Origin of the sequence: Constrictibacter sp. MBR-5 (assembly GCF_040549485.1) — a bacterium.
Lineage (GTDB): Bacteria > Pseudomonadota > Alphaproteobacteria > JAJUGE01 > JAJUGE01 > Constrictibacter.
Window position 1 is genome coordinate 41,859 of record NZ_JBEPTK010000016.1, and the last position, 22,858, is coordinate 64,716.

The 22,858-nt window shown below is 65.4% G+C and carries 24 protein-coding genes and 2 pseudogenes; 15 read left to right on the forward strand and 11 right to left on the reverse strand.

From position 1 onward, the window contains the following. The first annotated feature begins 67 nt into the window (after nucleotides 1-67). From ABIE65_RS23260 to ABIE65_RS23275, 4 genes are all read left to right on the forward strand, one after another. A complete protein-coding gene (locus tag ABIE65_RS23260) occupies nucleotides 68-688 on the forward strand; it encodes an isocitrate lyase/phosphoenolpyruvate mutase family protein (RefSeq protein ID WP_354081095.1) in 621 nt (206 codons plus the stop codon). An 88-nt stretch (nucleotides 689-776) separates the two neighbouring features. Next, a complete protein-coding gene (locus tag ABIE65_RS23265; protein WP_354081097.1) occupies nucleotides 777-1,196 on the forward strand; it encodes a hypothetical protein in 420 nt (139 codons plus the stop codon). A 38-nt stretch (nucleotides 1,197-1,234) separates the two neighbouring features. Continuing rightward, on the forward strand, nucleotides 1,235-1,534 hold the full coding sequence (locus ABIE65_RS23270; protein WP_354081099.1) for an SWIB/MDM2 domain-containing protein: 300 nt from the start codon (nucleotides 1,235-1,237) through the stop codon (nucleotides 1,532-1,534). 300 nt (nucleotides 1,535-1,834) lie between these two features. After that, the gene (locus ABIE65_RS23275) at nucleotides 1,835-2,278 is read left to right on the forward strand and encodes an SRPBCC family protein (protein ID WP_354081100.1); all 444 of its coding nucleotides are present in this window, start codon (nucleotides 1,835-1,837) and stop codon (nucleotides 2,276-2,278) included. Between the two features lie 100 nt (nucleotides 2,279-2,378). Here ABIE65_RS23275 and ABIE65_RS23280 read toward each other — a convergent pair whose 3' ends face one another. Next, nucleotides 2,379-3,401: an eCIS core domain-containing protein gene (locus ABIE65_RS23280; protein ID WP_354081102.1), complete on the reverse strand. Its 1,023-nt coding sequence runs from the start codon at nucleotides 3,399-3,401 to the stop codon at nucleotides 2,379-2,381. A gap of 924 nt (nucleotides 3,402-4,325) precedes the next feature. On the opposite strand from ABIE65_RS23280, the gene ABIE65_RS23285 reads away from it, so the two are divergent. After that, on the forward strand, nucleotides 4,326-4,799 hold the full coding sequence (locus tag ABIE65_RS23285; protein ID WP_354081104.1) for a response regulator: 474 nt from the start codon (nucleotides 4,326-4,328) through the stop codon (nucleotides 4,797-4,799). 90 nt (nucleotides 4,800-4,889) lie between these two features. On the opposite strand, the gene ABIE65_RS23290 is transcribed toward ABIE65_RS23285, so the two are convergent. The 3 genes from ABIE65_RS23290 to ABIE65_RS23300 form a co-directional block, all read right to left on the reverse strand. Beyond that, entirely contained in the window at nucleotides 4,890-5,648 is a 759-nt protein-coding gene (locus ABIE65_RS23290; RefSeq protein WP_354081106.1) for an alpha/beta fold hydrolase, read from the reverse strand. A 198-nt stretch (nucleotides 5,649-5,846) separates the two neighbouring features. Continuing rightward, entirely contained in the window at nucleotides 5,847-6,326 is a 480-nt protein-coding gene (locus ABIE65_RS23295) for an HPP family protein (protein WP_354081108.1), read from the reverse strand. A gap of 5 nt (nucleotides 6,327-6,331) precedes the next feature. After that, entirely contained in the window at nucleotides 6,332-9,235 is a 2,904-nt protein-coding gene (locus ABIE65_RS23300) for a molybdopterin oxidoreductase family protein (protein ID WP_354081110.1), read from the reverse strand. A gap of 153 nt (nucleotides 9,236-9,388) precedes the next feature. On the opposite strand from ABIE65_RS23300, the gene ABIE65_RS23305 reads away from it, so the two are divergent. Then, complete coding sequence (locus ABIE65_RS23305) at nucleotides 9,389-10,438, forward strand: phospholipase D-like domain-containing protein (protein ID WP_354081112.1); 1,050 nt, start codon at nucleotides 9,389-9,391, stop codon at nucleotides 10,436-10,438. 392 nt (nucleotides 10,439-10,830) lie between these two features. Further along, a complete protein-coding gene (locus ABIE65_RS23310; RefSeq protein ID WP_354081114.1) occupies nucleotides 10,831-11,748 on the forward strand; it encodes a DUF389 domain-containing protein in 918 nt (305 codons plus the stop codon). A gap of 289 nt (nucleotides 11,749-12,037) precedes the next feature. Here ABIE65_RS23310 and ABIE65_RS23315 read toward each other — a convergent pair whose 3' ends face one another. Both ABIE65_RS23315 and ABIE65_RS23320 read right to left on the reverse strand, forming a co-directional pair. After that, on the reverse strand, nucleotides 12,038-12,307 hold the full coding sequence (locus ABIE65_RS23315) for a hypothetical protein (RefSeq protein WP_354081116.1): 270 nt from the start codon (nucleotides 12,305-12,307) through the stop codon (nucleotides 12,038-12,040). Nucleotides 12,308-12,336: 29 nt separating this feature from the next. After that, nucleotides 12,337-12,522 (reverse strand): hypothetical protein, encoded by a 186-nt coding sequence (locus ABIE65_RS23320; protein WP_354081118.1) that lies wholly within the window; start codon nucleotides 12,520-12,522, stop codon nucleotides 12,337-12,339. 509 nt (nucleotides 12,523-13,031) lie between these two features. On the opposite strand from ABIE65_RS23320, the pseudogene ABIE65_RS23325 reads away from it, so the two are divergent. From ABIE65_RS23325 to ABIE65_RS23355, 7 genes and pseudogenes are all read left to right on the forward strand, one after another. After that, nucleotides 13,032-14,059 (forward strand): annotated as a pseudogene (locus ABIE65_RS23325) (DUF2254 domain-containing protein); the annotation flags it as partial. A 42-nt stretch (nucleotides 14,060-14,101) separates the two neighbouring features. After that, nucleotides 14,102-14,293 carry a hypothetical protein gene (locus tag ABIE65_RS23330; protein ID WP_354081181.1) on the forward strand — a complete coding sequence of 64 codons (192 nt, stop codon included), beginning with the start codon at nucleotides 14,102-14,104 and terminating at the stop codon, nucleotides 14,291-14,293. A 132-nt stretch (nucleotides 14,294-14,425) separates the two neighbouring features. Continuing rightward, nucleotides 14,426-14,560, forward strand: coding sequence for a hypothetical protein (locus ABIE65_RS23335; protein WP_354081120.1), 135 nt, complete (start codon nucleotides 14,426-14,428; stop codon nucleotides 14,558-14,560). 14 nt (nucleotides 14,561-14,574) lie between these two features. After that, nucleotides 14,575-14,991, forward strand: a complete 417-nt coding sequence (locus ABIE65_RS23340) for an exopolysaccharide biosynthesis protein (RefSeq protein ID WP_354081179.1) — start codon at nucleotides 14,575-14,577, stop codon at nucleotides 14,989-14,991. Nucleotides 14,992-15,758: 767 nt separating this feature from the next. Beyond that, complete coding sequence (locus ABIE65_RS23345) at nucleotides 15,759-16,088, forward strand: hypothetical protein (protein ID WP_354081122.1); 330 nt, start codon at nucleotides 15,759-15,761, stop codon at nucleotides 16,086-16,088. A gap of 276 nt (nucleotides 16,089-16,364) precedes the next feature. Beyond that, a pseudogene (locus ABIE65_RS23350) lies at nucleotides 16,365-16,600 on the forward strand (transposase); the annotation flags it as partial. A gap of 142 nt (nucleotides 16,601-16,742) precedes the next feature. Continuing rightward, on the forward strand, nucleotides 16,743-16,895 hold the full coding sequence (locus ABIE65_RS23355) for a hypothetical protein (RefSeq protein WP_354081183.1): 153 nt from the start codon (nucleotides 16,743-16,745) through the stop codon (nucleotides 16,893-16,895). Nucleotides 16,896-17,179: 284 nt separating this feature from the next. Here the strand turns inward: ABIE65_RS23355 and pncA are convergent, their stop codons facing one another. Genes pncA through ABIE65_RS23370 form a run of 3 tightly spaced genes read right to left on the reverse strand, consistent with a single transcriptional unit; the run spans nucleotide 17,180 to nucleotide 18,641 of the window. Further along, nucleotides 17,180-17,824 (reverse strand): bifunctional nicotinamidase/pyrazinamidase, encoded by a 645-nt coding sequence (gene pncA / locus ABIE65_RS23360; protein ID WP_354081124.1) that lies wholly within the window; start codon nucleotides 17,822-17,824, stop codon nucleotides 17,180-17,182. 40 nt (nucleotides 17,825-17,864) lie between these two features. After that, nucleotides 17,865-18,125, reverse strand: a complete 261-nt coding sequence (locus ABIE65_RS23365) for a hypothetical protein (RefSeq protein WP_354081126.1) — start codon at nucleotides 18,123-18,125, stop codon at nucleotides 17,865-17,867. Between the two features lie 57 nt (nucleotides 18,126-18,182). Then, nucleotides 18,183-18,641 carry a DUF2267 domain-containing protein gene (locus tag ABIE65_RS23370; RefSeq protein WP_354081128.1) on the reverse strand — a complete coding sequence of 153 codons (459 nt, stop codon included), beginning with the start codon at nucleotides 18,639-18,641 and terminating at the stop codon, nucleotides 18,183-18,185. A 403-nt stretch (nucleotides 18,642-19,044) separates the two neighbouring features. Between ABIE65_RS23370 and ABIE65_RS23375 the strand changes: the two genes are divergently transcribed. Then, nucleotides 19,045-20,055, forward strand: a complete 1,011-nt coding sequence (locus tag ABIE65_RS23375) for a ribose-phosphate diphosphokinase (protein WP_354081130.1) — start codon at nucleotides 19,045-19,047, stop codon at nucleotides 20,053-20,055. Here ABIE65_RS23375 and ABIE65_RS23380 read toward each other — a convergent pair. Both ABIE65_RS23380 and groL read right to left on the reverse strand, forming a co-directional pair. Continuing rightward, a complete protein-coding gene (locus tag ABIE65_RS23380; RefSeq protein ID WP_354081132.1) occupies nucleotides 20,052-20,966 on the reverse strand; it encodes a hypothetical protein in 915 nt (304 codons plus the stop codon). The two genes, ABIE65_RS23375 and ABIE65_RS23380, sit on opposite strands and share 4 nt — an antisense overlap. Nucleotides 20,967-21,125: 159 nt before the next feature. Further along, nucleotides 21,126-22,748 (reverse strand): chaperonin GroEL, encoded by a 1,623-nt coding sequence (gene groL / locus ABIE65_RS23385; protein WP_354081134.1) that lies wholly within the window; start codon nucleotides 22,746-22,748, stop codon nucleotides 21,126-21,128. Nucleotides 22,749-22,858 lie beyond the last annotated feature (110 nt).

The window sequence follows — 22,858 nt, forward strand, 5'->3', positions numbered from 1 at the left end:
TGCGCAGGGGGCATGGAAGGCATAATCGGCGTCTGTCGCCACCTCGCCCTGCCAAACGAGAGATCCGATGAACGCGCAACAGCACCGCCGCACGCTTCGAGCCGCGCTCGATACCGGCGATACCCTTGTCGCCCCCGGCGCCTATGACGCCGTCAGCGCCAAGCTGATCGAGCGGGCGGGCTTCCCCGTCGCCTACATCGGCAGCTACGCCACCGCAGCCAGCGAACTCGGCCTTCCGGACGTGGGCATTCTGACGCGTGACGATCTGGTCCGGAGGGCTGCGACTGTGGCGGCGGCGGTCGGTGTTCCGGTGTTTGCGGACGCCGAGAACGGCTTTGCGAACGCTGCGAATATCTGGCGGACCGTCGAGGCGTCGCACACCCGCAGGCGCGGGCGGCTGTACCGCTACTATGTCAGCCAGACGGTGCTGAAGCAGGGGGCTGAGGCGTGTCCGGTACGGCGGGTGCCGGCAGGTCAGATCGAGGCGGCGGTGGTCGACCAGCTGAGCGCGGTGTTCCGCCAGCCGGAGATCGTCGTCGGCGCGTGGCATCAAGCCCGGACGCAGGAGGCCACCCTCCCTGAAGCGGAGGTGCGGCTCGCACTGCAGCGGCTGGATCCGCTTTGGACGCGCTGTTCCCGGCGGAGCAGGCGCGCATCGTGCATCTGCTGGTCGACCGCGTGGACGTGAGCCTCGACGGGATCGACATCCGGCTCAGGTTGGAGGGGTTGGAGCATCTGGTCGGTGAGCTGGCGGCGCGCCAGACACGGAAAGCGGCATGAACGCCACCCTCTCCGCCGACGGGCGCACGCTCACCGTGCGGGTGCCGATGACGATCCGGAAGCGCGGTGGGCGCAAGCTGGTGGTGGCGCCCGAGGGTGCCGAGTGGGCGCCGGAGCGGCCGCAAGTGGACAGTGCGCTGGTGAAGGCGCGCGCGCACCGCTGGCGGCGCATGCTGGAGACGGGGGTGAATGCGACGATCGGCGAGATCGCGGCGGCGGAGCGGATCAACCCCTCCTACGCCAGCCGGGTGCTGCGGCTGACGCTGCTGGCGCCGGAGATCGTCGAAGCGATCCTGGACGGGCGGCAGGGGCCGGAGGTCACGCTTGACCGGTTGCTCAGGCCGTTCCCGGTGGAGTGGGAGAGGCAGCGTTGGGAACTGAGCGGTCACACTTGCCCTTCTGGCTACCGCGCATAGTGTGGCGGCGCCACGAAACGCAGGATATCGGAGGAACCATGGCGAAGAAGCAGACGGCCGCGAAGGCAGGTGAGGCGGGTTCGACCGAGAAGAAGGTGAACCCGGCGCTGATGAAGCCGCTTCAGCCGTCGAAGGAACTTGCTGCCGTCGTCGGTTCCGATCCCCTGCCACGCCCGCAGGTCGTCAAGAAGCTCTGGGAGTACATCAAGAAGCACGATCTCCAGAATCCGGAGAACCGCCGGGAGATCAGGAGCGACGAGAAGCTGCGGGGCGTGTTCGGGAAGGACAAGGTCACGATGTTCGAGATGAACAAGTACGTCGCCCAGCATTTGAAATAGGCTGCGGGTTCCGCCGTGTCTTTCCCGGAGGTCGAGGGCGTTGGCGGTCGAGGGTATGCTCTCGGCGAAGTTCAAGCCCCTTCGCGGAGCGCACGAAGCTGGCAGCTGGGTTCGTTCGGGCCGCAGTGGTTCGTCCACCGGATCAGTCGGAAGGTGTGCTGCAAAAAAGTCATAGGGGCATGTCGGACTGTCGTTCGATGAGACGTCATCGATACGGAGCAGCAAGGGCGGCGAGCGAAGCCGCTGCTCAACCCGGAGGCAACCGAGCGGTCGCACTGACCCCAGACGAAAGGGTACATCATGCCGAACACCGTCCGCCTGCACCGCGTTATCGCCGCCAAGCCGGAGAAGGTCTATCGGGCGTTTCTCGAACCGGATGCTGTTGCCAGCTGGCTTCCGCCGTTCGGCTTCACCTGCACGGTTCACGAACTGGAGGCCAGGGTGGGCGGGCGGCACAGAATGTCGTTCCGGAATTTCACCACCGGCGACAGCCATTCCTTCGGCGGCGAGTACCTGGAACTCGTGCCGGGCGAGCGGCTCATCTACACCGACAGGTTCGACGACGCCAACCTGCCCGGCGAGATGAAGGTGACCGTGACGTTGAAGGCCGTATCGGTTGGCACGGAGATGACCGTCGTCCAGGAGGGCATCCCGGATCTGATACCGCCCGAGGCCTGCTACCTCGGCTGGCAGGAAAGCCTGCGGAAGCTGGCGAAGCTCGTGGAGCCCGAAATCAACCAGTAGCGTGGGGCTATAGGCGAGGCGGCCCGCGCAGATGCTTGAAGGTCATGCGTCTGCCGCGGTGTGTTTGATGTCGTGCTCCTGCGTCGGAGCATCATGCTATTCACGAGACGGCGGGTGGGCCGCAGGCGGCGGAGCGCTTCGCGGCTTCCTCACAGCTTCGTCGAGCCCGTTCACAGGTCGCCTGCGCTGCTTCATCGTCACCGAGTTCGTCAGCGATCCGGCAGATCTGGCCTGCATTGTCGCAAATGGCATCGGTCAGTGTCTGGATTTCGACACACACCTCAGCGGACGGCGGCATTGGCTCCGGAGGCTGAACTTGTGGTGTCGGAGCTGGCGTCTCGGGAACCCGCTCCTGGACCGGCTGCTGATCCTCTCCCTCAGATCCGGCAGCGTCCGTGTCCCAACGGCGCGTGACCACATCGCCCTTCGGGTGCACCCACCACTCATGCACCGAGTCACGTTGTGCCAGACGGTAGCCGCGGCTGATCAGCTTCCGTGGCGTCACCCAGTCTATTCCAGGTCCATAGTAGTAGTTCACAGGCTCGGCACGCTTCTTCTGCTCCGTCGTCGCCTTGAAGGTGCCGGCGAACTCGGTGCCGTACCGCGCCGCGATTGCCAGCACGATCAGCGTTCGCTCTGTGCCGTCGAGCATCGGCCAAGCCCGTAGCGCCTGATCCGGCCACTTGGCCAGTTCGTCAAGATCGAAGCCCTTCGGCTTATCTGTGCCGGACGTCTTCTTGAATTGCAGCACACCGTGCCCGGGGCCGGCGCCCGCCCTCGGACCATGCAGCAGATCCACGGCAGATCGACCATGAACCACCCTGGTGGCTACGGCGTCGGCATGTCGCTCCTGTGCGGCCTCGCTCCCGATGCTGTCGACGCCCCCACGTTGCTGCACGACGTGCGCGGCCTCGTGCGCGGCGAGATGCAGGCTCGGCGATTCACGGAAGACAATATGGCGACCGAACGTGAAGGCCTGCGCTTCCAGCGTCTCTGCGGCGAAGCCGGCGGTAGGGCCGAGGTGAGCTTGAACATCGCCGAGATCGTGCTCCGCCCCGAACGCACTTTGGATCCTCTCCAAATACGGCAATGGCTGCGCCGAATGTGCGAAGACCTCCTGCACCGCCTGCCTATGCGAATGCGCCGTCCCTGGACTACACGAGGAACACCGTCCGCCGCATGCGCAGGGACGGGGTGATCTCGGGCCGGGAGAGAGCGATCTTTTAACCGTTCCGGCAGGCTCAGTGAGCGAGGCGAGCACTGCCTGATTCCCGGTGGAACGCGGCGCTGGCCGAGCGAGGCTCCCCTCGCCGTTGGCGTGGTTGCCTGTTTCAGATGCGGTTACCGGGTGGCTGGTCTTGCTGGTCGTTTGCCTGCTCGCCAGACGCTCGGGCCGGGCCGGGACCAACGCACTGCCTGCTGCGTAGGACATGGCGACACCGTTGCCTAACTGCCGCTCCATTGGAGAATGCTGCGCCTGTTCATGGCGCAACGTCAACGGCGCACCGCTGGCGGCGCATGCTGGAGACGGGTGTGCACGCGACCATCGGCGAGATCGCTGCGGCGGAGCGGATAAGGCCATGCTACGCCAGCAGCACCAAATACGCCCACCCCGCCCCATGGGCCCTGTTGCAGGAAGCCGCTACCGCGAGCGATCACCTCAGCTGAGGCCGATCTTGCGGCATAATTGGTCGCGTGCCGGGCGAGCACTGCCGCGTTGCGCAGAATCGTCTTGTGACGACCGGAGGAGCATCCTGCCGCCGCTGCTAGGCTGACCAGAGGGACAGGGGTTATTGGGCTTCGTGCGCCCGTACGCCCTGCTCGTGCGTCCGTCTCTCCTGCTTCACCACCCGAAGGTCGTTCATGCCGGAAGCCGCGCTGCCGTCTCGCTACGCCGCGCGGGATAACCGACCATCGTGTGACGGCCGTCGCATTTAACCCCCAAAGCGCGCCCAACTTATCCAGACTATTCCGCGAAAAAGAGCGCATTCTTCACTCAGTCATCCTCTTCCGCCTAGTTATGGCGGTGCAATCCTAGAGACAGAAAATGGCGCGAGCGGACAAGTCCGTAGGGCGGGATCGTTTGCAGGCGCCGTCGCTTCTCCAGTCTTCGATACTGATCGTCGAAGACAACGAGCTCCTAGCGCGCTTCGCCTCCGATGTCTTATCTTTTTCCGGATGCAAGACCTCGGTCGCATCGAGCGTTTGCGCGGCGTTCGAGGCGTTGGACCGGACCCCCTATGATGCGGTGGTGCTCGATCTTACGCTGTCCGGCAGAAGCAGCTTGCCGGTTGCGGACGAACTGCTGCGACGTGGGATTGTATTCGTTATCACGAGCGGCCACGTCGGCTTGTCGTTGCAACCGCGCTACCGCAAGGCGCCGTACCTGACGAAGCCGTTTGCCGCATCGGATCTACTGCAAGCAGTAGAGCGCCTTCTGAGCGCCTCAGGCGACAGTCGGAGTGGGGGCCGCCGCCAATCCAGTAGGCGATGCAGGCGGCGTTGCAAAGGGACGCGCTGAGCCGTTGGCGACTTCGTCCGCATTCATCTTTGCGCCCTACAGGGCGGGGTGGCACGGGTGGAGGCTGCTCAGCGTCACGGACGTCGACGTCTAGGGCTGGCTGAGCATTTCGAGGAGTGCAGCGTTGACGGTGTCGGCCGCCTCATACGGGCTCCAGTGACCGGCCTCGGGAATTACGCGGAATTCGATGTCCCGTTGGAACTGCCGAAGACGCCGCTCGCGTTCGCGGACATCACCGGTCATCGCATCGCGCCCGCCCCAGATGCCGTAGAGGCGGCTCCGTACGCGAGGAAGTGCCCGCACGAGTATATCCGTCGACGGAATGGCGCCAGCCGTGATGCGGGCTTTCCGCGCGTTGCTCATTTGAAGTTCGACCGCCAGATCATCTGCCTTGGTCGGATCGGCGATCATCAGCGCTGCGAGGTTATGCCGATGCACTTCCGCCAGCTCTTGCGGGGTCATGTCTTTAGCGGGGCGCCGAAGATCCGGCAGTGCTCCCGGACGGCACCAGAATCCGCCGGGGCCGAGCAGGACCAGCTTCGGGATCCTGCCTCCCTCCTGAGCCGCCAGATGCGCAGCGATGATCCCGCCGAACGAGAAGCCGGCAACGTGATAGGTCTGGCCCGCCGGTAGCAGCGACGCCAGTCCGCCGGCCAGCAGCGCCGCAAGGCTGTCGGGCGACCACGGTTCCGGTGGGAGATCGGAATCGCCATAGCCGCGCATGTCGGGTGCAAACACCCGAAAACGCTCCGACAGCGGTCCAATGTTCCGGATCCAATGCGTCCACGACCCGAAGTCGCCATGGAGCAGGACGAGCGGGTCTCCGCGTTCCCAGATCCGCCAGACCATCTGTCCGGTCGGCATGGAGGTCGTCCGCCTCTCGGCGACCAAGCCGGGATCGGAAATGGCCGCATGATTCCTTCGCACGTGTACAACCCTTTTGACTCCGGACCGATCTAGGTCGCCGCAAGAGCCAGATGCAGTCAACCCGACAGGCGCTGGCACGGGTGCACCGCTGGCGGCGCATGCTGGACGCGGGCGACCAGGTCACGGTCTCACGCGGAATCGCCTGGCCGCCTCGCCGAGGGCTGCGGTGAGAAGGACGCCCAGGAGGAGGATCGTCATGTCGCGGGGGGCCAGGCGGAAACCTCCCAAGGCGATCAGCAGGGCGGTCGCCGCGGCTGGCGGATGAGCAGCCTTGAGCGGCACCTGGATCGCGATGGTCAGCGCCATGGCGATGACCGAAGCCCAGACGCGCGGCCAAGTCAGGATGTCGTCGGACAGGACGGAGGACGCCGAGCCGGCTCCGGTCAGAAGGACGCCGGCCGCGGCGCCTGCGATCCCGGCGAAGTGGCCGGCGACGACGTTCCATGGCCGCGCCGAGGCGAGTTGGGGGGTGTGCACCTGGAGGAAGACCGTCGGCCCGAGGCTCGGGAACAGCCACGGGAGTCCCACCCAAGCGCCCGTTACGCCCACCGTCGCCGTCAGGACTGCCGCCGTGACAGGGGCCCAGAGCCACTCCGGCATGCGAGTCACGATGGGACCGTCAGCGCCTGCGGAGCCGCCCGCTTTATCCGGGTCAGCAGCCAGTTTCGCTGGCGCTGGTTCTGTGCATCTATCCGTTCCACGAGCGCGCGCATCTGCTCATCGCGCAGGCCCTTCGCCGCCTGATCCAGAACAACGAGCGACATGTGCGTCTCGTTCGCGATCAGCCAGCAGTCGTGCAGGTCGCGCACAAGGCCGAAGCCGCCCTTCTGCTGCTGCGGATCGAGCGCCTTGCCGAGCCGCTTCGGCTCTGCCTCCCGCGCATCGCCGTAGCGATGGATGATCGTCCTCAGTTCCTCGATCTCCTTACGCGACCACTGCGCCAGCAGGTGGCACTCGTTGCGGATGTCGGGTTCACGGGCGTGCGCTCGAGCAACCTTCTCGAGCGCGTCGGCGAGCGCTCTCTCACTGCCTTCGAGCAGGCCGAGATAATCGCTGACGTGGCGGCGGGCGGGGCGGATCATGTTTGCCGCCGCACTGGCGACTTGCCGCGCCCGGTGAGCGGCCTCCGAAAGCGTCGTCGGCGTCTCGTCCGGCTGACGAGTGCCGGGCGCGCCGATCGCCGTCATCTGGACCGCCGCGTATTTGAAGTGCGGCTGCTTGCTCACCGGGTCCCACTCGAACAGCGTCAGCTCGTTCGCGGCGCGCATCCGCTCTGGTTCATCCCAGTAGCCGTAGTGGAAGGGCAGGAAGATCCGCCCGCGCTCGATGTCGCCGCAGCGGACCTTGCCCTCCAGCCGGCCGCGGCGGGACCGCAACTCGGCCCAGCCACCGTCTTCGATACCGAGGGCCGCCGCGTCCTCGGCGTTCATCTGGATCGCGAGGTCGGGAGCCGCAGCGTTCAGACGTTCCGACCGGCCTGTCTTGGTCCGGGTATGGAAGTGATAGACCAGACGGCCCGTCGAGACCCAGAAGGGATATGTATCGTCCGGCGCCTCGTGCGGCGGCTGGTAGTCCGCGGCCTTCAGGAAAGCCCTCCCCTTCGGATCTGCCGCCTTGTATGCCGTGGGCTCCGTGAGACCGCCGGTTGCGAGGTCGTGCCCGAAGCTCTCACACGCCTCGAACGCCGTTTCGAACTGGTGGTGCTCGTAGAGGCGCTTCGTGCCTTCCGGGTTTTGCTCATTACACGGCCATGGGATGCCGGAGCAGCCGGTGAGCTTCGCGTAGGAGAGGCCGGTGTAGTCGCACAGACGCCCGCGCGTGCAGTCCTTCCACGCTTCGAATGCGCCTTCGGGGTCGTGCCATTTGACGAGCTGCGCGCCGTCCTTGTCGCGGAAGTCCATGCGCCGCGCGTAGTCGAGGAAGATGTCGAGATCTGAGCGCGCCTCGCCCGGCGGTTCTACGGCCTTGTGGCTTATATGAACCGTGCGGTCGACGTTGGTGAAAGTGCCGGTTTTCTCGCCCCAGCCGGCAGCGGGCAGGACGATGTCGGCGAGTTCGGTGGTCTCGGTCGGGAAGATGTCCTGCACGATCACGAACACGTTTGGACTCGACAGGATCGAACGAACGCGCCCCAGGTCGGGAAACGAGACCGCCGGGTTCGTGGCCTGGATCCAGAGCATCCTGATGGAACCCTGCTCCGCGAGGTGGAAGATCTCGGCCGCGTGAGTCGGCGGCGCCCAGTGCGGGATCGAATCCACCTCCACGTTCCAGAGCTGCGCGAGTTCTTCGACGTGCTCGGGGTTGTCCCAGTTGCGGAAGGCCGGCAGGTCGCCGTCGGCGCCGCACTCGCGCGTATTCTGCGCTGTCGGCTGCCCGTTCATCTGGAGGATGCCGCAACCCGCCCGGCCGATCATGCCCCGGATCAGGTTGATGTTGTTCACCTGAACCGCGGCTGCAGTCGCCTGCATCGACTGATACACGCCCTGGAGCACCGTCGATACCAAACTCTTCGCTTCGCTCAGCAGCCTGCCGGCGTCGCGCAGCCGGACGGCGGGCACTCCCGACAGTTCCTCGACACGCTCGGGCGGATACCTCGAAACCGTCTCGCACAGCTTCCCGAAGTCGACCGTGTGCGCGGCGACAAATCCCTCGTCGACGCCTCCGCCTTCGATGATCAGGTTCAGCAGGCCGTTCAGGACGGCGACGTTCGTGCCCGGCTGTGGGGCGAGGTGGATGTCGGCTTCGGCGGCAGTGGGGGTGCGGCGGGTGTCGATCACGATCATCCGCGGCGGCTCCGGCCCGCTGCGCCGGTCCAGGATCTTCATCCAGAGGACAGTGTCCGTCTCGGCCACATTGTGCCCGACGTGAAGGAGGCAGGCTGTCGTATCGATGTCCTCGTAGCTGCCGGGCTGCCCGTCCGACCCGAAGGTTTCCTTGAGTGCCGCTGCCGCTGTAGCGGTGCAGAGCCGGGTATTGCCGTCCATGTGCGGCGTGCCGAGGCCGGCCTTTACGATGACTCCAAGCGTGTAATACTCCTCGAGCATAAGCTGGCCGGAGGTGTAGAAGCCGATGGAAGAGCCAGAGTATCGGTCGAGGAGATCGCGCGACTTCCGGACGATCAGGTTCATCGCCTCGTCCCATTCCGCCTCCCGGAAGCCCGTTCCGTTCCGGATGAGCGGCTTGGTCAGGCGGTTGGGATGCTCCATGGCGCGCCAGCCATGCAGACCCTTGGGGCCCAGCCGTCCGCGGTTGACCCGGTCGACTTCTCGCCCCCGCACTCCCACGATCCGCCCGTTCCGCACGCCGATGTCGAGGGCGCAGCCGTTCGAGCAGAGCACGCAGGCCGACTGCACCCAATGCTCCGGCTCGGCGGTCAGAGCCTCGTCGACCCTGACCGGCCAGTTACCGTCCCCTTGGAAGCCGGTCCGGAGGCCCCAAACGTCGCTGATGCTGTCGCGGCTCTCGCGGATCGCTGACTCGCCGTTCCCGAACGCTCTCCTGCCGGCCATGCGGTTCTCCCGTGCGTGATTTGCTTCTCAACAAAGCTCGGCAGTTGCTGTTCCCGGTCAGCAGGGTTCCGGCTCACGCAGCGCTCACTCTGAAACGGCTTCCGAGCCGGCTTTCGCGCCTGAACTTTGCCGCCGTTGGCGCGTTCGCTCCGGATGTCCCAGAGTGCAGACACCGGAGCGGATCGGTCGCAGTGGCAATGTGCGGAGCCCTCGTGGGCGCTGTTCCAGGACAACGAAGCCATTTGGCGAGCCGTCTTTGAGCAATGCGACGCGGCGAAGCACAGCATCGATCTGGAGCAGTACATTTTCGGAACGCGGGGGGTGGGCCGTCAGCTCCTCGATCTGCTCGCCCGCAAGGCGCGCGAGGGGGTCGCGGTCAGGCTCCTTGCCGACGGGCTCGGAAGTCGCGGCCTGCCTCGGAGCGACGGCGGGCGCGCGCTCACCCGCAGCGGGGGCGGCATCGCGATGTTCAACGGCGTCTCCGAGATTCTCTGCAGGCCGGTGGCGAGGGCGCACCGGATGCACCGGAAGACCCTGATATGCGATGGCTCCCACGTCATGGTGGGCGGATCCTGTTACGAAGACCGGATGTCGAACTGGCGCGACACGATGATCCTGGTCGGCGGACCGCTCCCACCGGCGATAGCGTCGGCGTTCAACGGGGCTTGGCGGCATGCGACTCATCAAGCGGCCGAAGCCCTGCCGGCTCTCGACGAGGGCGCGTCGCCCGGGAGGGGCTGGTCGTTTGCTGTCAGCGGACCCTCGGCAGGGTCGCAGCGCGGTCTCAGCAAGATGTTGCCGGAGAAGATCGCGCGGGCCGAGCGCTCGGTCTCGCTGACGACGCCTTACCTCATCCCCGACGGCCGTCTCTGGCGCGCGATGACCGCGGCTGCCGAGCGCGGCGTGAAGGTGCAGATCCTGATGCCCGCGCGGAGCGATCACAGGGTCCTCGATGTCGTGGGACGGCGCTTCGCTCATGCGCTCCAGCGCCGGGGCGTGGAGATGCGTGGCTACATGCGCGGCATGCTTCACGCCAAAGTCGCGCTCGTCGACGACGACTGGTCATCGATCAGCAGCTTCAATCTGGATCTGTTCAGCGCGAAGCTGAATCTGGAAAGCGGCGTGTTCAGCACATCGCCGGCGCTCTATCAGGCCTTGACCGCCCAGATGGAAGCCGATCTGGCGTCTTCCGAACGCCTTTGAGCGAGCGAGGCCTTCCGCCGCTGCGGGAAGGTCGGCTGCATCGTGCTGCTCCTTTGGCCCTCCATCGCTCGCCATTCGCACGGCAATTACGGCAGCGACTGTGTCGTCCGGCGCGGATTGGCGCATCCGACGGAACCCTTTCTGCGTTGGCTCGGTTCGGGACGTGAGACGATAGCGATTGCTGGGGGCTGGTGTTGGCCATCCCGGTTTCGGGGGCTGGTAGAGCGCAGTCGCTTCACCTCCGGGGGCGTCTCTTGTCGGGAGAGGCCGGCAATGTCGCGGCGTTCCGATGGCTCCGCGGGCGGACCCTGTCGGCGAACGCGCGTGTCAGGCGCCCGTCGGGCGCAGACGGCGCGATTGTTAGAGCTTTCAGGCTAGGTCGAGGGGCTGCGATGCCGCGCACGATCCATATCACCGTTCCGTCGGGCCGCCGCGAGGTGCTTCTGGATCGCCTGCGGGAGGTCGAGGGAGTGGTCGGTATCCTGCTTCACCTTGAAGCATCTCGAATGCCGCCGGGTGATCTCGTCACGGTCCGCGGCACGAACGATGCGTCTTGTTCGGTGGTGCGGATCGTTGCCGATATGGGGCTCGCCGAGGATGGCGCCATCGCGATCGACGAGCCGGTGGGATTGGTTTCGGGCGTCCGGCGAAGCAAGCTCGACGGCGACACCAGCGAAGCGAGCTGGGAAGAGATGGACACGCTGCTGCGGCGGGATGCCAATCCTTCGCACAACTTCCTGGCTCTCATGTTCCTGGCGGGGATGGTCGCGGGGGCCGGCCTCTTCGTAGACACGCTGCACATTGTGGCGGGTGCAATGCTGATCGCTCCGGGTTTCGAACCGCTGGTACGGGTTTGCCTCGGCTTGGCGAGCGGGCTTCCGGACACCGCGAGGCGGGGCGCCGCGGGCGTTCTGGCGGGATATTTCGCCGTCGCCGTCGGCGGTTCGGCCGGGGCGGCAGCGGCAGCATGGGCCGACCCCGCCCTCGACTTGAACGCTATGTTCGATGGCACCTGGGTTCAATACTGGACGAGTTTCAACCTTACGTCGGTCATCGTGGCGGTTGCAGCCGGCCTCGCCGGATCGATCGTTGTGAATTCCCACCAGACCGTATTCGCGACCGGGGTCATGATTGCGCTCGCCCTCATTCCGGGCATGGCGATCTTTGGGGCGGGCATTGCCGCGGGAGAATTCGCGCTGGCCCTGCGGGGCCTCGCGCGATGGGGCGTCGACGCCGCCGCCGTGCTGGTGGCCTGCCTCGTCGTGTTCGGCCTCAAGCGCGCCCTTCTGCGGCGTGGCGCCCATGGGTAGGCCGCCCGTTCTGGTGCAGAGGCATGCGCGCCTAACGTCGTCCGATCTGGAGCCTGCATCGGGTCAGCGCGAGCCGTGACGTCCGGAACGAAATGTTCCAGATGCACAATAAGCGTCTCTCGCTTACGGGAGCGGCCAGGGAAGGGCATCCGCCGACCGAGGGTGAGGCGAGGTTGCCCGTGTGCAGCCCGAAAGGACTGCCCGGCGCCGGCCCCGCCGATTGCGTCACCCCCGACCTGCCATACCCCCGCTGCCAACCCCAGGACCACGAACAGCAGCAGGACGGCGATCAGGTGGGACGGGAAGGACGCGCCGGATAACGGTGCGAGGGCGAGGTCTGCGCCGAACCCTCCCGGTGCCGCCGTTGCTCGGCACCGACCTCTCCGGGCGTCGGCGCAACATCGCCAGCTTCGGCGTCGGTGTCGAGCGGAGCGGCCGCAGGGTCCGGCGCGGAAACCTTGTCCCCGGACCGCCCCGCGTCGATGTGCGAGCGCAGCTGTGTGACATTGGGTTCGCCCGAGCCCTCATTGGCACGCTTGCCGGCAGGGTCGTCTCTCATTCGCTCCTCCGCGGCCCGGGCCGCCGGCGTCACCGGTCCTGCTGGTAGCCCTGGTGATGCGTGTTCTGGTGAATATCGCCCTGGCGACCCTGTTCGCGGGTGTTCCGGGGGACCGTCTCCGATTTGTGGTCATCGACGTTGCGGGTCGCGGGGTTTCCCGGGCCCCCCGTACTGCGATTGGCCGGGGGCACGGACGGCATGTCGCTCTTGCTCATGAGGATCCTCCTTCAATTTCACTCAGTGCCGAAGATGGTGCTTTGGCGGCACGCTGCCGCGATCAGCGCCGCGTCATGCACCGCGGCCGGTGTCGGGACGGTTTTGCACCTGCCGCGTTTCGCTAGGCTCATAACAACCGGAAGTGCCGCCGGTTCGCCGGCCGTTCTATTTCAGATGTCGACATCCCGCCTGACATCACGCCCCGCCATGGACAGGGCCCAGCGATGGCGAAGCCGACGACGCCTGTCGCGCGGATGACCATGCCGCACAGTGCCTGATCGCGCTCGAACCGGATCCGGTGATGTTCGCGTAGGCGATGGTTAGAGCCGCGCTTCGACCCGATGACGGGGCCGCCCGCTTCCCTGACGGCATGTCGAGGCGGAACGATAGCCGCCTCGCGCGCTTGATCTGCAGCATCCGTTTCTCTGGTGGGAATGGCGCATTGTCGAACCGGATACGCACGCTCTGGGATGCGCTCCGCACGAGCCTGTGGTTGATCCCGGCGATCATGATTGTGGCGGGGGCGGCGCTGTCGGTGGCGATGCTGCACATCGACGCTGGCGATCGGGCCGAGAACGGCGTCCATGCCTGGTGGATCAACGGCGGCGACGGGGAGGACGCGCGCAACCTGCTCTCTACGTTGCTGACGGCCATCACTACGATGGCCAGCATGGCCTTCTCCGTCACCGTCGTCGCACTTACCCTCGCCGCCAATGTCTACGGGTCACGACTGATCCGGAATTTCAGGGCGGATCTGCGTACGCAGTTGGTGCTCCGAGTCTTCGCGCTGACGATCGTCTACTGCCTGATCGTCTTGCGTTCCGTTCATGGCAAGGCGCCGATCCCGGACGTGCCGCACGCGTCCGTGACCGTCGGAACCGGAATGGCGCTGTTCTCGGTCTTGGCGCTCCTGGTGTTCATCCAAGGCGTCGCCCGTCTGATGGTCGCCGACGAGGTCATAAGACGCGTCCGCGACGACATCGACGGCACCATCGAGGAGTTTGACCGACTCAACGGAGGAGACGGTCCCGAACACGGCCCCACAGACCTGCCCGGCGACTTCGAGGCGATGGCGCTGCGCCTCTCCCTGCCGTGGGAGGGATATGTGCAGGCAATTGATCATGACGGCTTTCTAGAGTGGGCTGAACGACACGATTCCATCGTGCGACTGGAGTTCGTGCGGGAGATTTCCTCGTCCAGGGCGACCGGCCCATCCTCGTGTATCCGAAGCCGGCCGATCCGGTCCGGGCGCGCAAGGACATCGAGCGATTTCTGGTGGTCGGTGCGGAACGCACGCCGACACAGGATCTGGAATTTGCCATCCGCCACCTCGTCGAAGTGGCGCTTCGTGCGCTCTCTCCCGGCATAAACGACCCCTATACGGCCGTCGCTGTGGTCGACCGTCTCCGGGGCTGCCTGTCTAGGGTGATGGCATGCCGCCTGCCGGCGGAGACGGTCCGCGACCGAGCGGGCAGGGTCCGTCTCTGGAGACGCACCACCACCTATACCGGTATCCTCGATGCCGCATTCCATCAGATCAGACAGGCCGCTTCTGAGAAGCCTGCCGTGTTGATCCATATGCTCGAAGCCATCGCCCGGATCGCCGACCACACTCGCCTGGACGAGCAGCGAGCGGCCTTGGCCCGTCATGCTCGGCTGATTTGCGCGGCCGGCGAGCGGACTCTCCAGGAGCCCGCAGACAGGGACGACCTGTTGCGCAGCTTCAGGCTCGCGATCGAAGCGGTGGAGGGGGCCGCCCGATCGGAATAGCGCTTGCCGGAGTGAGCGAGCCGGAGACATGGGAACCGCCCTGCCGCAGTTATCCTTCCTCCTCCTTCGATGCATCTGCCTGCCCCCGAAAACGCCTCGCTTGCTCTCCAGCCAAACGTCCGGGAGCCGCACATGGCGAATGAAGCAGACACCAAGAACATCGAGGATGTGCTGGCCGAAGTCGGCGAGGCAGCTGGCAAGGGCAATTCCGTCTCGGTAGGAGACCACTGGATGCCGTCGGACAACGGTCGCTGGGGCCGTTCCTGATCGTCCTCGCTCTGATCGCGTTCACGCCGCTCGGAGGTGTCCCGGGTTTACCCACGGTACTTGCGGTGATGGTGGTCCTGCTTGTGGGCCAGCTGCTCGTCGGCAAGAAGCGGTTCTGGCTACCCGCGATCGTCCGCCGCAGGAGCATCGCCTCGGAAATGCTCGACAAGACGATGAGCTATGTACGTCCTGTGGCGCGAGCGGTGGACAAGGTGGTGAAACCGCGTCTGACCTTGGCTGACCGAAGGCGGCGCCGGCCGAGATTTAGCGGCTTCCTGCACGCTCGCCGCGCTGACGATCCCGCCCTTGGAGATAGTGCCATTTGCCGGTTCAGTTTCATGGGCGGCGATAGCGGCCTTCGGACTGGAGCTTCCTCGCAAATTCTTTTCAACAGGTGCTGGTTCCGCCAGTTCGCACGGGCGATGCCGTGATGTCGGATAACCTCGGCAGTCACAGCGTTAGTATAAGATCCAACGCCATCCCGACCCGGGAGAAATCATACTCCAATCTCAACGATCTCGCCGCGAATCCTCCGGCGCGGGGTGCGTTCGGCTTGGCGCTGATGGAGGCGGTAGGAGCCCCGCACTCTACCATAACGGAACTCCGCGACACCGCGAAGGACGGAGAATTCGCCTGGGCCCGGATGCTGCGCTTCAAGGCGACCGAGCCGGGCGGGCGGATGCTACGCTGGACCGGAATGCGAGCGGAAGCGGAGGCTTCGGCTAAGGGCGCCGTCCCCGAGTGCTGCTCGCCTTCGAGGGTAAACGGATCGCCGCCCTCGACACGAGCCCGAGGTTCGACGAGGAGCCGCTGCGTGTCGACCTGGGTAGAACCTTACGCGGTGGTGATAGGTTACCAGGGCTTTGACGACTCTGGCGTGTCGCTCTCGTTCCGGCGCCGGGGCTGCTGCGGGGACAAACGGGAACGGATCCGTCGGATCTCGGTTATCCGAGCCACGATGGCGCCCTGAGAATGAGATCGATCGAATGCGCAGAATGCCTCTCCCCATATGGTCCGCCGGGCAGTGTGCAGCCCGCCGCAAGCAGGTTCTCGGGTCCATTGCTGCGCCCCTCTCGACCTGCGGTGGATCGAGGGCGCGGCAGTTCGCGCGGGGGGATGAGCGGGTGACCCCGCCGGATGCGCTTTCCAACGTTGTCATCGAGGGCCGCTCCTGACGTTCCAGCACATGGAGGTTTCAATGCCGGTGTTCCGGCTCGAGCCGAACGAAGATGCCCAGGACGCCGAGCGCTGGAGCCGCAGCGCCTACCGCGGCGCCTGCCTTGTAGCGGCCGAGGATGGCGAAGCCGCCCGTCGTTATGCCGACGCGGCCTACGTCGAGACCGGGCGTGAAGGAGAGAAGTCTTCACCCTGGATGGACGATGGGCTGGTCGCATGCCGCGCGGTGGCCGCGACTGGCGAGCCGCCACCTTTGGGGTGGGTCAGGAACCAGGAGACGGGCCTCGTCACGGATGCGAAGACCGGGCGGACCTTCCACCCTGAAGGAATGGCCGGGAGGCCGACGCTTTAGATCAGGCGTCCGCTCACGACGAGCGTCCTTCTGGCTGCGAGAAGCAGGCGGGCGATGGTGGTGGAGAGGCTGCCCTAGCGCCGCGAGATGCTGACTTGGCACGCTTGAGAGAGCGACGTCAGAGCAGGTTGGTAGACGAGGTACCCGGCGCAGCCCGAGAAGGCGAGCGCGATCATGGCGAGGACACCGTCATGGGCCATCAATGCCACGGTTCGTGAATCGCTGACCTCCGGCGCTTGGATTTGATCCGCTCGGGTGATCGGCGGTAGCGTTGGGATGGCGGGGCAGACTGGTTTCTTCGACCTGGACGAGCGCTATGCGGGGGTGAGCGCCAGCGGGGATCCACTGGAACGGCTGTCGCGAGTGGATTTCGAGATCTTCCGTGGGAGCTGGAGCGAGCGCTGAAGCGGTCGGAGCTGCGCCGGGGCGGGCGTCCGCCGATGGACGTGGCGATGATGTTCAAGGTCCTGGTGCTGCAGGCGCTGTGGAGTCTGTCGGACGAGCAGGTTGACGCCTATCGCAGTGCCGCCAACGAGCGAGCGATCGCAGCGACGGGACGTCGCTCGATAGTCCACTTCCGCAAGCCGAAGGGCCGGCCGATGTCCGGGCTGCACCGGCGCGCCAACCGCGCCCACCTCCAGGGTGGGCTCGGCGGTGGAGCCTGTGTTCGCCGAGCAGAAGACACGGATGTGCCTCTTCGTGCGCACCGTCGGCCTCTCTAGAGCGCGCAACGAGATCGGCATGGTCAATCTCGCCTACAACATGCGCCGCCTGATCCGGGTCGACGCCCGATACGCCGCCGGATAAAGGCCGAGACGGATTGAACGCGGGGCCCCGGGGCCGGAAGAGCGCCATGAATTGACGGGGGCCGTGCCCCATCAGGCTGATGTAGGGGCGGAAAGAGCGTGCAGATCAAGCCGTCCAAACGGCAGCGTCGCTTGTCGCGTCAGTGCTTCGCTGTGGCGTTGATCGGGTAGTCTCATCGGTCCGCCGTGGCCGCTTCAAGCGCTCTTGGTCCAGCCGAAGATCCTCCGACGGCCGCTCGCCGAGCGATCACTCCTCGGGACAGGACGTAAAGGATTGTGACGTCTTCAGGACCACCTGACGCTATCGGTTAGCGCGAGCACAGCGCCGGCCGCTGATATATCGTGGCGGGCGCGGGCCAGAGAACCGTCGAGATCGATCGCCCGGCAGGCATCTTCCAGGACGAGGACCTCAAAGCCTTCGCGGCGGCCGTCGATGGCGGACCACGCGACGCAGAAATCGGTGGCGAGGCCTACGAGAAACAGACGTCGCAGACCGCGCTCGCGCAAATAGCCGGCAAGCCCAGTCGGCGTCCGCCGATCGTTCTCCCGGAAGATCGAGTAGGAATCGATCTCGCGGCGGAAGCCCTTGCGCATGATCAACGCGGCGTGAGGCAGGTGCAGGTCGGGATGGAGCGCAGCGCCGACGCTAGCCTGAACGCAGTGGTCCGGCCACAGCATCTGCTCGCCATAGGCGAGCGCAACCGTGTCGAAGGCATGCTGGCCCGGGTGCGACGAGGCGAAACTGGCGTGGCCGGCCGGATGCCAGTCCTGGGTGGCGATCACATGGTCGAAGCCGCCAGCCAACGCGTTCACCAGGGGCACGATCGCGTCGCCGTCGGGTACGGCCAGCGCGCCGCCCGGGCAGAAATCGTTCTGCACGTCCGTGACGATCAGAACATCGTCTTGAGCCGGGGTCAGATAGGCAGTCACGGCAGTTCCCCACCTCACTGGCATAGATGAGGACCAAAGCCTATGCCCGAGGGGCGCGCCTTGTCACCGTGGAGGACGGGGCGGCCTCCACGTCGTCGCACAGGGTGCAGTCGATGCCGTGCGCCGATATGGTCCACCCTGTCGCAGTGGCGCTCTCGTATTTCCGCACCGCTTCGGTGATTGCCGCGTCGCGCGCCCCCCCGTCGTCGATGGCATAGGTGGCGAGCGGCAATCGATGCGGCCGGCCGCAGCCGTCGCAGACCTCCCGGTAGAACGTCACGCGATAATGCCGCCGGACCATCTCTCCACCGTCCCTTCGTTTCCTGCGCAGGCGCCCACCCCGACTTACCCGTTCAGGTCAGGACACTGGCGCAGGACCGGCCTCGCTCGGCGTTCCGGCGAGATCGCGCAGCCCCTGCGGGAGAATGAGAACGATCTTTCCCATCTCCTCCGGATCGATCCTCTGCCACAACAGGGTGAACACTGCCCGCACGCCAGTCTCGATGTCCGGGACCGAAAGCTGAGGAAGCTCTCGACAGACGTGCTGCAGGAATGCGTCGACCGACCGCTCGCGTGTCGGGGTTTTTGATGGGCGCCAGCCCTCGTAGTAGAGACCGCGCAGGAGCATCGGCAGTTGCGCCGCCAGATGGACTGCATTCTCTGGCCCGAGCCGGTCGCGCAGCGCGTGCAGGCTCGCGCGCAGGATGCCATAGGCCAGATGCCGGTCGTTGGTACCGACCTGTTCCATCAGTGCCTTGAGCCAGAGGTTCGTCTGCTGAACCGTCGTGTCGAATACCGGGAGCCCTGTGGTGCTCATGACTCATCTCCGTGCCATAGCGTAACGATACTGAGCCGATCAACGTTCCCGCAGCGGCCCGATCCAATCGCTCCGCAATGTCGCGAATGACGCGCTTCTGTTCTACGCGATGGAGATCGACCTGCGGCGCAATGGCGTGGCGGGTACTCAGCCAAGCTCGATGAAGGCTGCGCCTCGCGTTTCATGGCAGATGTGGCCGATATTCGCTCTTCGCGAACTTCCCCAAATCATTACGCACCGACAGCATCTGCGACTTCCTGCTCTTGTATAGACGGCGAGGCTGCGCCTCTTTGCGCTGGATCAAATCGAACCGTCTGTTTACGATTATTTCAGGTTCATGGGGATGAACCGGTGCAGCATGCGGTTCGAGTGAAAGCGTGACCAACCGAACCGGAGTGGCTTGATGACCGGCAACGAACCGCTACTCTTTTCCCTGCAACCCCACACGCAGTACGGTGAGAAGATCGCAGCCGCACTGGGCATCGCGCTGTGCGACTACGAAGATCGCAGGTTCGAGGACGGTGAGCATAAAGCCCGGCCGCTCGTCAGCGTTCGCGGGCGGGACGTCTATGTGCTCCAGTCCCTCTACGGCGAGCCGCGTGAAAGCCCCGACGACAAGCTCTGCCGCCTGCTCTTCTTCATCGGCACGCTGAAGGACGCCGCGGCCGCGAGCGTCACCGCCGTCGTCCCCTATCTCGCCTATGCCCGGAAAGATCGAAGAACGCAGGCGCGGGATCCGATCACCATCCAGTATGTGGCCCGGCTGTTCGAAGCCGTCGGCACTGACCGCATCGTCACGCTGGAGGTACACAATCTGGCGGCCTACCAGAACGCCTTCCGCTGCCGGACGGAACACCTCGACTGCCGCCATCTCTTCATCCGGCATCTCCTTCCTTTGCTCGTCGAGACGGGGGCGGCTGTCGTTTCCCCCGATGCGGGCGGCGTGAAACGGGCGGAACTGTTCCGTACGGCGCTCGCCGCTGCGCTCGGACGGCCGATACCGCTGGCATTCATGGAAAAGCAGCGCGCGTTGGGGGTCGTCTCCGGTGAGTTGCTTACCGGGGACGTTGCGGGACGGGCCGCAATCATCATCGACGACCTGATCAGCACCGGCACGACGATGCTGCGCGCCGCGCGCGCCTGCCGAAATGCGGGGGCGGGCGCGGTCTACGCGGTCGCCACGCACGGCCTGTTTGTCGGGGATGCAGGAAGGGTTCTCGACGACCCACTGTTTGATGCGGTGGTCGTGACGGACACGGTGCCTGCGTTCCGATTGCCTGAGGATCTCGTGCGCCGAAAACTGACGGTGCTGTCCACGGCGCCCCTGGTCGGAGAGGCCATCCGCCGGATCAACGCGAACGGCTCGATCATCGAGTTGCTGTCCGATCCTGCGCTGCCCGCGTTCGACGTCTAACCGTCAGCGAGATGATCGGCATACCGCCCGGCCAGATCGACATAGGCGGCAGTACGGCCGATCCAGTGCTCGACCGTCCGGGCGCCGGGTTCCGCCATATGCCACACGCAGAGCTTGCCCCGCAGCAATGCCCGATAGGCCTTGTAGAACCAGACGAGCTGTGGGTGCACACGCTCGCCCGCTCCCTGCTGATACCGGGCGAGCACGGCCTCACCCAGCCACGCGGCGCCCAGCCGTTCGCATTCCATCGCGAAATAGGCGAGTTCATCAAGCGGGTCTAGGATGCGCAAACGCCTGTCGAACTCCAGACAGTCGATGATCGCAGGGCGATGTGCGAGATAGACGTGCTCGGGCCGAAGGTCCCCGTGACCTTCGCACAGTCGCCCCTCCGTCGCGCGTGCAGTCAGGAGGCCGGTCGCGCCGTCGACGAAGCCGAGCAGGATCGGGACCGCATGCTGCACCGCGGCAGCGAGTATCGGAACTCCGCCGATCACCTCGGCACTGGCGAGGATCTCTCCACGAAATCTGTCCCGGTAGCGATCCGCGGCCAACTCGACGCGGGGTTGGCGGCGGTAGAAGGCGAGGAGGATCTCGGCAAGTCGGATCGCGTCCGGGCGCGAAGCGCGCCGTCCGGCGACCGCCGCATCCAGCATGCGGCTGGCCTGCAACCGCTGCATCTTTACCAGCCAGTCGACGACCCGCCCCCTACCCGCCACCGACAGATCACCGTCAGAAAGTTCCGTCAGCGCGACCACGCCCAGATATACCCACGGCGCCAGCCTTCGATTGAGACGGACTTCTTCCCGGCAGTAGAACCGGCGGGCCTGGAGCGTGCTGAAGTCGAGAAACGGGTAGTGAACCGGCTTTTTCAGCTTGAATGCGTGGCGAGGCGTGAGGAAGACCCATGACATGTGGGTTTCGATCGCCTCGACGTGCGTGGGAAGCTCCGGGTATGCACAAGGCCGTTTCAGACGTGCGACCTTCCGCCGGAGTTCTGCGTCAAGATCGGCCCGGCGACCACTATACATGCCTACTCACATGCGGAACCCGATCCTCTCCACGCACCAGCTTCACATTTCCATCGACGGCTCGAGTGCGCGGTCCTTCTTGACCTCCGGAACCTCTGTCATGGTGGCCTCCGTAAGAAGCAGGACGCTTGCGGCGGACACCGCGTTTTCCAGGCTTATGCGCACCACCTTTGTGGGATCGACGATGCCTGCCTCGATTAGGTCGACATATTCTTTCCGGGCGGCATCGAAACCATAATTTCCTTCACCGGCCAGCATCCGGGCGACCACGACGCCACCGTCCACGGCCGAATTCTCCGCGATCTGCCGCGCGGGAGCTTCGAGAGCGCTCTTCAGGATCCGGACGCCCGTCCGCACGTCGCCGTCGCATCCGGCCTCTTCCCGTGAGACCGGCTCGATGCAGCGCAACAGTGCGAGCCCTCCGCCGGGCACGATGCCTTCCGCCATTGCGGCCTTCGTAGCGCTGATCGCATCGTCGAGTGCCTCCTTCTTGGATTTCATCTCGGCCTCGGACGGTGCACCGACGCGGATCACGGCTACGCCCCCAGACAGCTTCGCCAACCGCTCCTGCAGCTTCTCCTTGTCATACTCTGACGTCGTCTCGTCGATCTGTCGCCGGATCTGGCCGCAGCGCGCGCGAACGTCCTGCGCGTCTCCGGCGCCGCCGACGATGATCGTGTCCTCCTTGGTGATGATCAGCCGCTTTGCGCGCCCCAACATCTCCAGCGTCATGTTTTCGAGTTTCATACCGAGATCGGCTGAAACGACCTGCCCGTGCGTCAGGATCGCGATATCCTCGAGCATGGCTCGACGGCGGTCACCGAAACCCGGCGCCTTGACGGCGGCGACCTTCAGGCCGCCACGCAGCTTGTTCACCACCAGCGTGGCGAGGGCCTCGCCCTCGACATCCTCGGCCACGACCAGCAGCGGCCGGCCGGACTGGATGACCTGCTCCAGGAGCGGGACGAGCGATTGTAGCCCCGCCAGCTTCTGTTCGTGAATCAGTATGAACGCGTCTTCGAGTTCAGCGACCATCTTCTCGACGTTCGTGACGAAGTACGGCGAGATGTAGCCGCGGTCGAACTTCATTCCCTCCACGACTTCGAGGGTCGTCTCGGTGGTCTTGGACTCTTCCACGGTGATCACGCCTTCCCCGCCGACCTTTTCCGTCGCCTCGGCGACCAACTCGCCTATGGCGGGATCGTTATGCGCGGAGATCGTAGCGACCTGCGCTCGGGCCTTGCGCGTCTCGACGGGCCGTGACATCGCCTCCAGGGCGCCCACCGCCGCCTTCAGTCCAAGGTCCAGACCCCGCTTCACGTCGATCGCGCTGGCGCCGGCGACGACGTTGCGCACGCCTTGCGCGAAGATCGCGTGCGCGAGCACCGTGGCGCTGCTCGTACCGTCGCCGACGCTGTCGCCGGTCTTTTCCGCGGCCTGGCGCAGAACCTGTGCCCCGAGATTCTCCTCGGGGTCTTTCAGTTCGAACTCCTTCGCGATCGTGACGCCGTCGTTACAGACGATCGGCCCACCCCAGCCCTTCTGGATGAGCACCGACTTCGATTTCGGGCCAAGAGTGACACGCACAGCGTCGGTCAGCATGGTCGCACCGCGAAGGATTTTCTCGCGGGCGGCGGAACCGAAGAGCACTTGCTTGGGGATCATATCAGTCACCACATTCAGCGTCCGAGTCCCGCATCTCATAGACGAACATGAACCGCACCCGCTTGACGTAGATCAACTCGGTTTTCTGCCGGACCTCTTATAATATGATT